This is a genomic window from Bosea sp. RAC05 (genome assembly GCF_001713455.1).
GTDB lineage: Bacteria > Pseudomonadota > Alphaproteobacteria > Rhizobiales > Beijerinckiaceae > Allobosea.
In genome coordinates this window covers 643741-656632 of the sequence record NZ_CP016463.1, presented here as the reverse complement: position 1 = coordinate 656632, position 12892 = coordinate 643741, and the positions used below count along the sequence as shown (strand labels likewise).

Here is a 12892-nt window from a genome sequence, read left to right as displayed (position 1 = left end):
CCGCCGGTCACAGAGCAGGCAGCTCGGCGAGGTCGTCGCCGCCCAGTTCCGGATAGCGTTCACGCGAATGCTCGCAGTGAAGGGCGGCAACCTTTTCGAGTTGAGCCAGGGCAGCATTGTTGCCGCTCAGCTTCGCAGTCTCAATCGGTGAGGCCGCATCAGCGAAGATGAAAGCTGCCTTGGGCGCCGCGAAATCCACCACCGAGCCGGCTTCCCCCTCGCGCGTTTTTGCGAGCACAAGGCGGTCGACGCCAGGCGTGAATCCTCTCGCGATCATCTGGCGAGCGACTGGACGGGGCAGGCTGGTCCACCCTTCGATCTGCCAGGCCGTCGCAGCTTCATCGTAGGTGTCGGCAATGGGGCTGGGTGCCAGCCACGCACGCCCTGTCTCCAGGGCCATGGCATGTTCGTCCAGTGCGATCTGGATCATGGTCTTCAACCAGTCCGGCACCGCGGGATCGGCCTCGGCAGCCTGACCGAAAGCACGCAGGGCCTCCCTGGTTGCGGCCGTGCCATGTCGTGCCGTGAGGCCGAGATCTCGGAGGTCGGCCCACGTCGCCAGAACTTCTTCACTGTAGGAAAGGAGGTGGTTGGGTGAGAGCGCGGCTGTAATGGCGCACCGAATACCATGATCAGCGTCGAAAAGGACGGATGCCTTATCGATGACACCGATCAACGGCCACGCGGCCATCTCGCACGCGGGAAGGCCTTTCCCAACCGCCTCTTCGGTGACGATTGCCTGCAGATAGGCAGCGTATGCCTTGGCCTGCTCGAACCGGTCGATCGCAAAGCTCATCGTCTGCAGTCCGAATGCCCGTCGACTCTCGTCGCCATAGACGCATCTGAACGCAGCGTGGCTTGGGCCGCTTTCTGTGACACAGATCTTCACGCGGTCGGGTTCAGGCGCATCGGTGCCTTGACCGGCACCCTGCTCGATGACGACCAGGAAACGAGGTTCTGCGACCGGTACGAAAACGCTGCCATCGACGACGCGCAGCTCGCTGGCGCGCAAGGCCAGCAGTGTCTCGCTGTGCGCACCCTGATCGTCGTGGATCTCGGCAAAACCCTCATCCGATTTGCGGTTGAGCTCGTCCCTGCCGAGAGCGACGCGCGGGAGGTTTCCGCGCTCATCAGCGCGCGGGCCCATGATGGTCTCGTGCGAATAGTAGCCCTCAGGCGAGACCTCGAAGGGCGAGCGCTCGATTGCCATCGCGGGAATGTCGTTCAGATCGGCGACCGTGCAGCGCTCGACGTAAAGTCGGTTGTCGATCTCCACGACGCGGGCAGGACGGAGCGAACCATCATCGTTGATCATCGGCATGAACGCGCGATGCGATCCCTTGCTGGGCTCGGCAAGGGATGCGACCTCGAATACCATACGCACATCGCCGAGGTTCGCCTCAGGAATGTCGACCTCGGCGATTGCGAAGTTGTACCCGCTCTCAAGCGTGCGTCGCCGCGGCTTGCGCATCCGGATTTCATAGTGATGCGGGATCGAGATCCTCATGGCGCGCACTCCATTCCGTGGTTGCGCTCCAGCGCGGGATAGGCGGTATGCAACGCCTCGGCCCGCACTTCAGGGTGGGCGATAGGGGCAAAATGGTATGACGGCGAGTGCCCGGGCTCGGTGATCCTGACGCCGACAATCGTGCTTCGGGTGAAGCCGCTATTGAACTCCTGACCGTCCTTGAACCGCATTCGGGGAAGCCCTTCCTCGATCAGGACCACGTCGATCAGGCCTGCCGAAGCTCCGTCGAACAATGCAACAGGGTCGACACCGGCAATCACTGCCGCACGCATGACCTCCCCCTTCGTGTGAGCGCGTCTCATGCCGGCCTGACTTTCTGGCATGACGACCAGGTCTGCGCTTTCAGCCTGGTAGAGACGGCGCCCGACATGATCGCGCATCGCTGGAACGATCTCGGCCAATCGGCTCATGCTCTGCGCGGTCGTTCGGCGTGCGATATCGACAAGATCCTCACGTGTATGGGGGTGACGCCGATATGCATAATCATATGCCTGCCTCATGGCATCGAACTGCCGGTCGTTCCGACCGGCCGCCAGAAAAGCCTCGACTGCTTCGATAACTCGCTCGTCTGGATGAACCGAAACCCCGGCAACTGCCTCGCGCAGCCGTCGGGTTGCTACCAGGTTGGGAAGCGGCAGTTGTTGGGCGCATCGGATGAGCTCGCCCAGTGTATCGCGAAGCGCGCGCATCTCGACCCCGACAGCGAGGTCGCCGCCGAGCACTTCCGGCATCAGCACGCTGACGCCAGCAGGAGCGCCTCCGTCATGGTCGATCAGGTGCGCGAATTTGTGGTCCCATGTTGATTGCAGGTTCTGCCCGCCGATCGGCAGTTCCACACCAGGCGTTGCGGGGGCGAAGCCAAGTCCGACGACGCCTTTAAGAGTGACCACACGAACAGGCTCAGGGCACTGCTCCATGACGCGCCCGCCGACCACGATGACCCGGTCGACAGCCTCGTGGATGACAGCGACGGCCTCCGCCACCTTCGCCTTCGTTTTCGCCGTGTCGAAGGCAGAAACATGCCTCCGCATTCGCTCGGTGCCGCCCTGGAGCAACCGCGTTCTCCGGAACGGTCCGACATGAGGCTCAGACCAACCGAGATGGACATTCTCAAGCGCCGAGACAGGTCCTTGGTCGACATAGAAATTTCCGGAGACCCAGCGCACCACTCGCGTCGACGCCGTATCACTTTTGCGAAAAAGGGGGTGGCTGTGAGCCGCGCCGGCCACGGCGAGATCGACCTCGACCGCGACAGGCGCATCGGCCGGATCCACTTCCCTGACGTCGACCTCGATCGTGTTCTCGACAGCGAAACGCAGAAAGTGGCCGCGCGATCGCTGATGAGAGAGTTGCTTGAGCTCGAACTCGAAGGGGATCGTGACTTTCATCTCAGGCTCCGCGCAGGAGCTATAGCATGCGCCAACCGGCTGAAAGCCACCACACGGCGAGGTTTGGGATCAAGTTCGCCGTAGCCTGGTTGAGGATGGACATCTGCAGTCAGGAGATTGCCATGCGTGTTTCCCAACCGCTCGCCGAGCGCCGATCCGGCTCGGTCCTCGTTGCCTTCATCGTTGCCGCACTGTTTGCGGCCGCGCCACTGTTTGGCAGCCTCTCACGCCTGATCGCGCTCGATCCCGCGGCATCCGTGTCCGACCTTCTCCTTGGCCTGATCGTTTTCCTCGTCGCGTTCCTGGGTATCCTCGGGGTCCTGAAGCTGGTGTCATGGGTCGGCCGCCCCAACGATCTCGATAGCGAAGCTCAGGTCGTCGTCGTCCGGCAGGAATTGGTGGATCGCCGAATTGATTGATTGATCGTTCCGCAAAAGATCCTCTACCGTCGTCCAGATGACGACGGGCGGGACTATGGACGATCAGCCAGTTTCAGACGGTGAAGCCGCCATTTCCTATCTGAGACAGCCGTTCGAGAACTTTCCGGCTGGGGCATTCTTTTCGGAGAAGGCTCGCGCGCTGCCGCTGGCCAAAGACACCGAATTCGAGGCGATGGGATATGGCGCCACGCCGCTGCTGATGCGAGCGAGGCATCTGCCGACAACCGAGATCATCGCGTTGGTGGGCAAGGCCTACGGCGACAGAGCTACCCGTCTGTGTGAGGACTGGCGCAGGCTTTGGCACGAACTCGTCGACGATGTCGATGAGTTCGCCCGTATCGTCGGATACCAACCCACCCCCAGCCAGCCGTTTCCTGTCGACGCTTTGGACCGATGCCGCAGCAGGATCGCGGCGGGCCGGGCACAATCCTCTGACGCAAACCTGATCGAGGCCGCCGGCCGGTTTTCCGCAGAACAGGCTCGCTCGCGCGAACAGCACATCCTTGAGGATGCCAAGGTCGCCCTGGCCCTCGCAGGTAGAGGGCTTCATTTCGCTCTCTTCATCCATTCCACGAAGCAAAGCTGGATTGTCGGCAGGAACGCCATCGGCCAGCGGACCAAGCGTCGGCTGAGCAAGAAAGCCGAGGCCGAAGTTCAAGAGGGGTATCGCCAGGTCAACCCCTACTGGACGCTTCCCTCCTTTCTGGCCACGGCTTCACGCACCATTCTGGAGGTTCTAGGAACGCGGCATCTCGGCGCCGTCCTGGCCGATATGGCCAAGCTGGGCCATTCGCTTGCCTTCCTGAAGGACTGCCGGCTGAAAGGCGGAACCTGGGTTATCGATCTTGCCGGTGTGCACTGCCCGGATGATGCCCTGAAGGCCTGTCTGGCCGCGATGGGCATGAGCTTCATCCGACTGGTGGAGCGAGGGGCTGTGGATGACCGCAAGGCGCGGTTCCTCGTCCAGGAATTCCGCCCGTTTCGGTCGGAGCATCGCTTCTTCTGTGTTGCTGGACGCATCGTGGCATCCACGGCGTCCCATCGGGGCTCGACGATCCTGGATGCGCATGCGATGCGCCTCGACCCTCATGTGGCAGTCCTCGACCAGCCGGCCGCGGGGCCAGGCCCTTATGATCGTGGTTCGAGCAAGCTCGTGGAAGATCGCGCGCTTGTCGCGCGCATGACGAGGCTGGTGCGAAAGTTCCTGCGCTCTATGCGCGAAGACGAGTGCGCTCTGACAGCGCTCCCCGACAACTTCGTGATCGACGTCGGTTCGAACGGGGACATGATCGACCTCATCGAGATCAACACGTTCCGCAATGCTGGTCTCTATGGCGTCAATTACGACCGGATCGCCGACGCGCTGGCAGGCGACCTCCATTGGAGGGATGATCGCAAAGCGCTGAGGCTGCGGCTGACGCGCATGCTGGAAGAGGTTGGCTTCAGCGCCGAGACGTCGCGGTCGGCCGGACAGGGACAAGGCGGCTGGACCTGGGTCACGACCCAGCTGCCGGTTTCCAGCACGCAGTCGAGCATTCGCAAATGAGCAAGCTGCGGGTTGCCGCCTGGGTCATGGAGCTACCTCGTGAAGCGTGATCGCAGGCTTGTTCTGTTCAGTGGAGCAGGCGTCAGCGCCGACAGTGGTCTCCAGACGTTCCGCGATGCCGGCGGCCTGTGGGAGAACCACAAGGTCGACGAGATCGCAAACTACCTCACATGGCGGGATCGATCCGCCAGCGTCCATCGCTTCTACGATGCGCGACGCGCGCAGCTGGCGAGCGCATCGCCTAACGCCGCCCACCAGCTCGCAGCAAGGCTGCAGAAACGCCATGGGGCGGTCATCATGACGCAGAACGTCGATGACCTTTACGAGCGGGCTGGATGCGAAGACGTCATCCATTTGCATGGGCGGCTGACGCAAATGCGATGTGTCGCCTGCGGCCGCGTCTGGGACGTCGGCTATGAGGCCTGGCCCGAGGGTGGCCGTTGCGCCTGCAATTCCAGGCGAGGCGTGAAGCCCAATGTCGTCTTCTTTTACGAGCCTGCCCCGGAATACCCGAAAATGTTTAAGATGCTGAGCTCACTCGGCCCCGAGGACGTGCTTCTCGTATCCGGTACCAGCGGCCAGGTAATCCAGATCGGTGATCTCGCGAGGAAGTCCCGCGCAAGAACGATCCTGTCCAATCTCACAACCGACAGAGGAGACAAGGATGGAGTCGTCCATATCGACGATCGTCATTTCAACCATGTCCTGCATGGGCGGGCCATCGATACCGCGGCCAGGTTGGAACACCTGATCGACTGGTTGATGAGCGCGCCCCTGCAACGACCCGCAGAACATGAGCAGGGATCACCCGACCCCGCCTTCTGAACATGCGACTGGAAGAGCGCACCCGGCAGCCGAGACAGGGATTTGCCCATCGCATAAGCCCGCTGCATCATTTCAGGGTGCCTCATGAGGAGAGCCCTATGGCCAATGCCAGCATCCTGTTCTCGACGCCTGCAGATATGACTCGGCTCGGCCCGGCGCTTGAAGAGGCCGGCGCCACCAGCGACGATCTGCCGGGTATCCATGAGCATTCGTTGGCCGAGCTGCTCTCGGAGGTGACGGCCGGCACCGCCCTCTCGATCGACTTCGATGATGACGAGCCCATTCATGGGGTGCTCGATGCCGCCAAGGCGCTCGAAGCTGAAGGGGTCAGCTTCTGGGGTCATTTCGACGCTTTCACCGAGCGCTCAAGAGGTCTTCGTGTGCTCGGACGCGTCATCGTCAATCTGACTGGCGCGCCCGACGATCGCGTGGAGCTCGAAATTCCCTGGACCCACGGCTCTCCGAGCTTCGACGAGCGCACGCTTCGAGCGGCCGGCTTCGACCCGAGCGTGGTCGACGAGATCGTCGGCCGCTTCTTCTCGCCGGCTGCCAATCAGCCCCGTCCGTGACAGTGAACGTCAGGGGCGGGGTGTCGTTGTGACAGCGATCTCGCCCATGCCGTTGCATCGAAGCATGTGAGCGGAAACCATCCCTGAGAGGTCGATGGCAGGCAGGCGCTCGACGCCGGTCTCTCTGGCCTGAAACAGGCGATGCTTGCCGTCGAGAAACTGGCCATCGGCAATCAGGATGGGCGGGGTCTCGCTCAGATCCATGTCCCTGGCGTGAGCTTCACCCCGATCCCGCTCATCGAGGGCGACGTAGGGAAGGGTGTCGACATCCACCAAGGTCACCAAGAACGCCGCCGGATGGTCGTCCTCTTCGAGCTCCAGAAAATCCCCGATCAGCACCTGCATGTCTTCAGGCAGATCGGCGTATGCGATCGCATCCAGCTGTTCCCTGGTCACGGCGTTGGGCCTCCCACGTCCTCATCCATCGGATCCTCGGGCCACATATCGTTCCCAGTCAGGGTTGAGGCAGCGGCCGTGAAGGAGATCCCCGCCCGGCCAAGCGTGTCGAGGCTGGCCATGTCTGACGTTCGGATCCCGACCATCGAGCTCGACACGAAGGCTTCTGGAAGCAGGCTTCGAGCCTCACCGCGGCGATCTTCGCCAGCGCCGATTTCGAGATAGTCCAGTTCGGCGAGGCTGACCCGATCGACGAACTCCCAGCCGCCATGCTGGTCGATGGCGACAGCGCGGCGCAGGGCCTCCTCGAGGTCATGGCCTGCGCCGATGTAGCCGATGCAGTCGGGAACGAGGGCTTTTCGCAGATCGACCTCGGCCTCTGCGATTCGCGACAGATGCCCGATGTTGACGACGCTGCCATCGCTGCGGTGGCTGCGCTGATGAAACACGAACCACTGGGGCTCGTGCATGGAAATCCTGGCCGGCCGCATCCTTGTCGTCCCTTGCGATCATTCGATCCAGGGATGATGCCATGCCGTGATGAAACCGAGAGGGTGCGGTTCGAGCCTTTGCCCTTATGGGGCTTCGAACGGGTTCTTGACCGTCGTGACGGCATCAGCGTCGACAGTCTCGATGATGTCTGGGAGGTCAGCTCTGCTCGCCAAGGCTGCATGGACCGATGTGACGATCTCAAGGAGTTTTGCTGCGCGGTCGAGGCCCGCCTTGTCGGCAGTGATCTTGAGCTGCCCGAAGAATGCGACCTCCGACTCGCCATTCTCGATCGTCATGTCACCGATGGTGATCGATGTCCCATCGTCCGAAAACGGCTTCATTGCCAGACCTTCATCGCGCGCTTCGCCAGATCCCACGCCACCGACCCGGCTGACTCATTCGACGGCGTCGATTTCGCGGCGCGCGGCCGCGGCACAGGCAGATCCATCAGGCTTGCCTTGGCTTGCGCGGGCAAAGCCGGAAAGACGTCGATGCCTGTGTATCCCTGAAGTTCGAGCAGCGTAACCGCCTTCCAGCCAAATCCCGGTACATTCTCCGCGATATAGGCGCCGGCGCGGCGCGTGCGACCGTCATAGACCGCCTTGAACAGATGGGTGGGCACGAGCACCCTGCCTCGCAACGCCTTCAAATCGGTTCCGCTGAAGATCGGGCCAGTGACAACGTAGACCTCACCCGAGCGGATCGCGAGATCGCGCACGGCGGTTTCGATGGCTGCCCAGAGGTTGCGATTGTTGTCTGGATCCTGCGGGATCATGTTCGCCAACGAGAAGCTCTCGTCCTGAGCTTCGGGATCGGGCATATCGCCAGACGGCGCCAGGTGCCCCCGATCAAAGCCTGATCGGCTGTAGTCGGACAACTCGGCGCGCTCGGTGGCCGGCAGCCTCATCTCTGCTTTGAAAGTGTTGACCCGCTCCATAGACCGCGCATCGCCGACGCTATCGCGCGTCAGGCGCTCGGCCGACCACAGGGCTGTCCGGGTGACGCCCGAGTGCAGTACGGAGAAGGCTTTGAAGCAGAGCGGTCTCGTCTTTGCCGCGAGGCTTTCCTGAGCGACTTCCGGTGGGCGCCCGCCAAGAAAAAGCGTTGGGCATTCCGTCGCCTGCGCCGGTGCCGCGGCGAGCACGAAAAGGATTGAAGCAATGATCCGATGCGATGTCATCAGACGGTTTTGCTCGATCGCCAGGAAAGGAACAACGAGGGTGCGCCTACAGAGCCGGCACCCAACCAAGATAACGGTGGATCATCCCATACGTGGCAGCATGCCGGGCTCGTCGGGGACTTCAGGGAACTCAAGTGTCCGTGCGCAGGCCAGCACGGCTTCCGGCAATACAGCACGCCCGAAATCGCGCAAAACCAGAGAGCCGTCGGCACGGCGCCCGATATTGCTGCCACGCACATCGCCGATGTCGAACCCCAGGTGGACCCTGGCCCACAAGAGCCCGGAGTAGAGTCCGAGCAGCCCGCGTCCTGGCCACATTGCGATCGCCTGATCGATCAGCGGGAATTGGTTGTTCTGCCAACCCTGCCCGAACATCGAAGACGCGCGTCGCCAGAGCTCGATTTCGCCTCGGCTGGGATCTTCCAGTACCTCTGCGATCTCTTCCCTCAGGATCGCGTAACGGACGAATTCACGCTGTGTCCCTTGGATCTCGACCGAGCTCTTGAACCAATGCACTTCGTGAATGGCTGGAAAAGCCGGATGAAGCTTTGCCCGGAGCGAGAAGGCGTAGGATATGGCGGCTTCCGTCATCGAGCCGGTGAGTTTCAGAACCCGACCGTCTTCCAGCAGGTAGGCTGAGCCATCATCTCCCGAACCGAGATCACACATGATCTCCAGGCCCAGTCGCTGGGCAATCGCGTCGGATTCGTGAGTCCGGATCATCAGCCAAGCGTGCTATCCGATCTTGAAATCGACAAGGACGAGGCGCCGGCACGTTCACCATCATGCCGATCAAATTCGGTGGATAGCGATTACGATCCTTTAACTCGCCCCACCTCCATGCGATTTTGTTCCTCGAACTGTATCAGTCCCACCGAGGATCAATGCGCCGTTTTCTCAATATCCTCCTCGTCTGTGTTGCTCTGGCGTCGCAGCCGGCTCTTGCCGAGACGGTGGCGTCTCCTCTCTCGTTTTCCGAGACGCTTCGCCTCGGGCAGGAGGGCCAGATCAAGTCCATCGTCGTCCGGGAGGACCAGCAGGCTGTGGTCACGACCAGGGACGGGCGGGTGGCGACCATCCGTGTCCCGCTCAACCAGATATGGGCCATCGACCTGGCCAAGAATGGCGTCGATATCGAGTTCCCAGCGTCACCTCCCAATGCGGCCGGGTTCACGCTGGCGATTTTCGGGCTGATCGCACAGCTGCTCGGCATGATCCTGCTGATGGGTGTCGTGATTTTTGTCGTCCGCATGGGACGCAACAAGTTCCGCATGGGCTCATTCGAGAAGGCCCGGCCGCAAATCGAGCGGACGTTGTTCACACATGTCGCAGGCGCCGATGAGGGGAAGCAGGCGCTGATGGATGTCGTGGCCTATCTCAAAGATCCTCAGCAGTTCGAGGCTGTCGGCGCAAAGCCACGCAGGGGTGTCCTGCTGGCTGGTGATCCCGGCAACGGCAAGACGCTTCTGGCGCGCGCCGTCGCCGGCGAGGCGGGAGTTCCCTTCATGGCTGTCTCGGGTTCGTCCTTCCAGGAGATGTTCGCTGGTATCGGCGCAGCGCGAGTGCGAGCGATCTTCAAGCAGCTTCGCAAGGCGGCACCCTGCATCCTGTTCATCGATGAAATCGACTCGGTCGGTAAACGGCGATCTGACACTTCCGGGTCGGTCGAAAACGACTCCGCCAACACGCTGAACGAACTCCTCACGCAGCTCGACGGCCTGACAACGAGCGCCGGCATCATCGTGATCGGCGCCACGAACCGCATCGATGTGCTCGATCCAGCCCTGGTTCGCTCAGGTCGCTTCGATATGCACATCACGGTCCCGGCGCCCGACCAGCGTGCCAGGGAAGCGATCCTCACCGTGTCGGCAAGGGACGTCGAGATCGCGCCCGACGTGGACTTCGCCATTCTTGCACGCGGCACGCCCGGCTTTTCGGGCGCCGATCTTGCCACCCTGGTGAACGAAGCGGCTCTGCGGGCCGGTAAGCGCTCCGACTTCCAGGTCCGGATGGCGGACTTCGAGGAAGCACGCGACGCCAAGCTCCTGGGCGGGGACCATCGGAGCGGCCTCATGATCGATGCGGATGAAATGGCCACGATCATCGCCCATGAGGCCGGGCATGCGTTGGCCAACATCCTGCAGCCGGAATGCGACCCCATCCACAAGGGGACTGTCGCCGCGCGTGGTCGCGCCCTCGGCTACGTCGCGGCTCTACCGATCAAGGACCGGATCCTGCTGCGCAAATCCAAGCTGATGGCAGAACTGGTGGTGATCATGGCCGGGCGAGCCGCCGAGGAACTGAAATTCGGTCCCGACGCGATCACAAGCGGCGCCGCGGCCGACAGCCAGGAGGCGACGCGCATCGCCCGTGACATGGTTGCTCGTTTCGGGATGGGCTCGACCATGGCAAGCCGAATCGATACGGCAAGTCCGTTCTCGGCTCGGACCATCTCCGAGCACACCAAGCAGAGGGTTGACGAGGAGGTTGAGCAGCTTCTGCAGGAGCGCTACGTGCGAGCCCTGTCGCTACTGCGCGATAACCAGGCCGCACTCGACGCTCTCATCGCACGCTTCGAGGAGGTCGACACCCTGAGCGGCGACGAGATGCGGGCCATTGTCGGCAAGGCAACCGCCAGCGCGAACGCTAGCCTCGTCGTGGCCGCGTGACGACTGCGGCGCCTCAGGGCGAGGGCGTCGGCGCGATTTCCTCGTACTCGTCCGGATCGGGCAGATAGGCGCTGCGGGCCAGGTTCTCGTCGTCGATCTCGAACGTGGCGTTGGCCGGGTCGTTGAACCATGACGGCTTCAGGGCGATCTCCTGGGCGGCCTCGATCGTATCGGCTTCCACCTCGACCTGGGCGGTGGCCGTGATGTCCTTGGTGATCTGAAAGCTGAACTTCGGCATGGGTAATCTCCTGTTCGACCGACAGTGAGCGGTGCCCTCGCAAGCCACCAGCGTTGTCCCATGCGTGATGTCGACGGAAGCTCGGAACTCACGACAGGAGCAGGGCTATGGACTTCATCGAAACCGATCGCAGCTCGACCGAGCTCTTCGCAGCCATCAACAAGGGCGCAATCGACGCGCTCGTCGCCGAGATCCGTGCATTTGGATCAGACGACGGCTGCCTTGATGAGCTTGTCCTGGATGGCGCGGCCGCGCTTGGGTCGCAGGCCGCCAACCAGGTCGGCGATGGCGCCGAAGCAGCTATCACGAACGCCGAGGGGTATGGTTCGTCGATCAACAACGATGGTCTGGAAGCACAGGTCGCGTTCATCCTCGCCGGCAACGGGATTACAGACGGCGAGCGGCTCGTGCGCGACGCAGCCGGCATTCCCTCGGCTCCCGTGCCAGCCTGACCGCGTCAGCCATAGCTCGAATCTTCGGATGGCGCCGGCTTCGCGGGCCATCCGAAGCATCCCCAAAACCGGCTTGAGCATAGCGAAGGCACGAGTCCCAGGATTCCACTGAAGGTCTCGGAATCCCACTTAAAGCGAACACGGTCTCAGTTGCGCACTCGCAAAGGCGCGGCGGATGCGAGAACGATTTCGCCCTATCGAGCCATGACAGCGATTTCCGGCTCGCAATCATGCTCAGCTGAAACCCAGATCAGCCTGGAAGGATCGAGTTCCCGCTCCCCGGGCGACATTCGATAGGCCGTCAGGTAGCCCGACCGCGCGACCGAGAAGTCGAGACATGCCTTCGTGGGCGATGTCAGCTCGGGCAGGCCGTTCATCCAATAGTGCCCGAAGAAGACCGGTTTCTCGTCGTCGTACGGCACCAAAGCGGTTTCGGGCAGGGGCTCGTCGGGCATTTGGGATGCCGTCGTCTCGTCGACCAGAGCCGCCTTGCGATAGGTATCGGCTTGGCCATCCCACCAGCGGATGCGGGTATTGCGTCGTTCATGCCCGTCCTTGTCGAAGAAAGTCACGCCAGCAGGGAGTGCAACCTCAGGGCCCTTCAGGATGACTTCGACCGCCTCATAGGCGGCGCTACCCCTCTGATGGACGGCGTGGATCCCTTCCGGCGTCAGGACATTGCCGCTGTCGACCCATGGAGCGAGCGCGGCCATGTGACGGGGATGCCAGCAAGCGTGGACGAGCCTGCAATCCCCGTCATCGATCCAGAGCGGCAGGGTCTTGAACCACGCGACGACTTCCCGATGAAGGTCGCTGTCCTCGCCGACCGCGTCGAGAAAGGCCTGATGCTGATGCCGGTTCTTCGAGCCGCGGATCCGGTAATGACGGCCAGGCCTCTCCGGATTTTCCGTTCCCCAGCCGATCGCGTTGAACTCGTGGTTGCCCATCACGATCGAGCCCGACCCGTCGTCAACCATGCGGCGGACGATATCGATGACTTCGAGCTGCTCGCCTCCTCGATCGATCAAATCGCCGACGAAGTTCGCGTGGCAGTCGCTGCTGCGCCAGACGCCGCGAGTGCAGACGAAGCCGGCTTTCGCCAGCAACCGCTTCAAAGCGTCGGCGTGCCCGTGAATGTCGCCGATGTTCAGCTTGTCCAAGGAAGCTCC

General features: G+C 62.4%; 15 protein-coding genes. 6 read left to right on the top strand and 9 right to left on the bottom strand.

Annotation, left to right across the window (positions count from 1 at the left end; genetic code table 11):
- Nucleotides 1-7: 7 nt before the first annotated feature.
- Together BSY19_RS03350 and BSY19_RS03345 are read right to left on the bottom strand one after the other, a co-directional pair.
- Nucleotides 8-1507 carry a hypothetical protein gene (locus BSY19_RS03350; protein WP_069052875.1) on the bottom strand — a complete coding sequence of 500 codons (1500 nt, stop codon included), beginning with the start codon at nt 1505-1507 and terminating at the stop codon, nt 8-10.
- Nucleotides 1504-2916 carry a hypothetical protein gene (locus tag BSY19_RS03345; RefSeq protein WP_069052874.1) on the bottom strand — a complete coding sequence of 471 codons (1413 nt, stop codon included), beginning with the start codon at nt 2914-2916 and terminating at the stop codon, nt 1504-1506. Before BSY19_RS03345 ends, BSY19_RS03350 begins: the two co-directional genes overlap by 4 nt.
- 26 nt (nt 2917-2942) lie before the next feature.
- Between BSY19_RS03345 and BSY19_RS03340 the strand changes: the two genes are divergently transcribed.
- The 4 genes from BSY19_RS03340 (at nt 2943) to BSY19_RS03325 (ending at nt 6296) form a co-directional block, all read left to right on the top strand.
- Nucleotides 2943-3335, top strand: coding sequence for a hypothetical protein (locus tag BSY19_RS03340; RefSeq protein WP_069052873.1), 393 nt, complete (start codon nt 2943-2945; stop codon nt 3333-3335).
- A 55-nt stretch (nt 3336-3390) separates the two neighbouring features.
- Nucleotides 3391-4902 (top strand): hypothetical protein, encoded by a 1512-nt coding sequence (locus tag BSY19_RS03335; RefSeq protein WP_150129470.1) that lies wholly within the window; start codon nt 3391-3393, stop codon nt 4900-4902.
- A 39-nt stretch (nt 4903-4941) separates the two neighbouring features.
- The gene (locus tag BSY19_RS03330; protein ID WP_069052871.1) at nt 4942-5727 is read left to right on the top strand and encodes an SIR2 family NAD-dependent protein deacylase; all 786 of its coding nucleotides are present in this window, start codon (nt 4942-4944) and stop codon (nt 5725-5727) included.
- Nucleotides 5728-5825: 98 nt separating this feature from the next.
- Entirely contained in the window at nt 5826-6296 is a 471-nt protein-coding gene (locus BSY19_RS03325) for a hypothetical protein (protein WP_069052870.1), read from the top strand.
- Between the two features lie 9 nt (nt 6297-6305).
- Here the strand turns inward: BSY19_RS03325 and BSY19_RS03320 are convergent, their stop codons facing one another.
- From BSY19_RS03320 to BSY19_RS03300, 5 genes are all read right to left on the bottom strand, one after another.
- Nucleotides 6306-6692 carry a hypothetical protein gene (locus BSY19_RS03320; protein ID WP_069052869.1) on the bottom strand — a complete coding sequence of 129 codons (387 nt, stop codon included), beginning with the start codon at nt 6690-6692 and terminating at the stop codon, nt 6306-6308.
- The gene (locus BSY19_RS03315; RefSeq protein ID WP_150129469.1) at nt 6689-7183 is read right to left on the bottom strand and encodes a hypothetical protein; all 495 of its coding nucleotides are present in this window, start codon (nt 7181-7183) and stop codon (nt 6689-6691) included. The genes BSY19_RS03320 and BSY19_RS03315 overlap by 4 nt, the downstream gene beginning before the upstream one ends.
- Before the next feature lie 84 nt (nt 7184-7267).
- Nucleotides 7268-7525 (bottom strand): hypothetical protein, encoded by a 258-nt coding sequence (locus BSY19_RS03310; RefSeq protein WP_069052867.1) that lies wholly within the window; start codon nt 7523-7525, stop codon nt 7268-7270.
- Nucleotides 7522-8364 (bottom strand): DNA/RNA non-specific endonuclease, encoded by an 843-nt coding sequence (locus BSY19_RS03305; RefSeq protein ID WP_069052866.1) that lies wholly within the window; start codon nt 8362-8364, stop codon nt 7522-7524. The genes BSY19_RS03310 and BSY19_RS03305 overlap by 4 nt, the downstream gene beginning before the upstream one ends.
- An 81-nt stretch (nt 8365-8445) precedes the next feature.
- On the bottom strand, nt 8446-9087 hold the full coding sequence (locus tag BSY19_RS03300) for a hypothetical protein (protein WP_069052865.1): 642 nt from the start codon (nt 9085-9087) through the stop codon (nt 8446-8448).
- A gap of 161 nt (nt 9088-9248) precedes the next feature.
- Between BSY19_RS03300 and BSY19_RS03295 the strand changes: the two genes are divergently transcribed.
- Nucleotides 9249-11033, top strand: a complete 1785-nt coding sequence (locus tag BSY19_RS03295; protein WP_069052864.1) for an ATP-dependent metallopeptidase FtsH/Yme1/Tma family protein — start codon at nt 9249-9251, stop codon at nt 11031-11033.
- A gap of 13 nt (nt 11034-11046) precedes the next feature.
- Here the strand turns inward: BSY19_RS03295 and BSY19_RS03290 are convergent, their stop codons facing one another.
- Nucleotides 11047-11271 carry a hypothetical protein gene (locus BSY19_RS03290; RefSeq protein ID WP_069052863.1) on the bottom strand — a complete coding sequence of 75 codons (225 nt, stop codon included), beginning with the start codon at nt 11269-11271 and terminating at the stop codon, nt 11047-11049.
- 107 nt (nt 11272-11378) lie between these two features.
- Here BSY19_RS03290 and BSY19_RS03285 point away from each other — a divergent pair, with 107 nt between their 5' ends.
- The gene (locus tag BSY19_RS03285) at nt 11379-11723 is read left to right on the top strand and encodes a hypothetical protein (RefSeq protein ID WP_069052862.1); all 345 of its coding nucleotides are present in this window, start codon (nt 11379-11381) and stop codon (nt 11721-11723) included.
- 194 nt (nt 11724-11917) lie between these two features.
- Here the strand turns inward: BSY19_RS03285 and BSY19_RS03280 are convergent, their stop codons facing one another.
- Nucleotides 11918-12883: a metallophosphoesterase gene (locus tag BSY19_RS03280; protein ID WP_150129468.1), complete on the bottom strand. Its 966-nt coding sequence runs from the start codon at nt 12881-12883 to the stop codon at nt 11918-11920.
- Nucleotides 12884-12892: the final 9 nt, after the last annotated feature.

Excerpts from the sequence above, each read along its gene's own strand:
- BSY19_RS03310 (WP_069052867.1), bottom strand. The coding sequence starts at position 7,525 with ATGAAGCCGTTTTCGGACGATGGGACATCGATCACCATCGGTGACATG.
- BSY19_RS03305 (WP_069052866.1), bottom strand. The coding sequence starts at position 8,364 with ATGACATCGCATCGGATCATTGCTTCAATCCTTTTCGTGCTCGCCGCG.
- BSY19_RS03335 (WP_150129470.1), top strand. The coding sequence starts at position 3,391 with ATGGACGATCAGCCAGTTTCAGACGGTGAAGCCGCCATTTCCTATCTG.
- BSY19_RS03285 (WP_069052862.1), top strand. The coding sequence starts at position 11,379 with ATGGACTTCATCGAAACCGATCGCAGCTCGACCGAGCTCTTCGCAGCC.
- BSY19_RS03325 (WP_069052870.1), top strand. The coding sequence starts at position 5,826 with ATGGCCAATGCCAGCATCCTGTTCTCGACGCCTGCAGATATGACTCGG.
- BSY19_RS03350 (WP_069052875.1), bottom strand. The coding sequence starts at position 1,507 with ATGAGGATCTCGATCCCGCATCACTATGAAATCCGGATGCGCAAGCCG.
- BSY19_RS03295 (WP_069052864.1), top strand. The coding sequence starts at position 9,249 with ATGCGCCGTTTTCTCAATATCCTCCTCGTCTGTGTTGCTCTGGCGTCG.
- BSY19_RS03340 (WP_069052873.1), top strand. The coding sequence starts at position 2,943 with ATGCGCCAACCGGCTGAAAGCCACCACACGGCGAGGTTTGGGATCAAG.
- BSY19_RS03300 (WP_069052865.1), bottom strand. The coding sequence starts at position 9,087 with ATGATCCGGACTCACGAATCCGACGCGATTGCCCAGCGACTGGGCCTG.
- BSY19_RS03290 (WP_069052863.1), bottom strand. The coding sequence starts at position 11,271 with ATGCCGAAGTTCAGCTTTCAGATCACCAAGGACATCACGGCCACCGCC.
- BSY19_RS03345 (WP_069052874.1), bottom strand. The coding sequence starts at position 2,916 with ATGAAAGTCACGATCCCCTTCGAGTTCGAGCTCAAGCAACTCTCTCAT.
- BSY19_RS03315 (WP_150129469.1), bottom strand. The coding sequence starts at position 7,183 with ATGCGGCCGGCCAGGATTTCCATGCACGAGCCCCAGTGGTTCGTGTTT.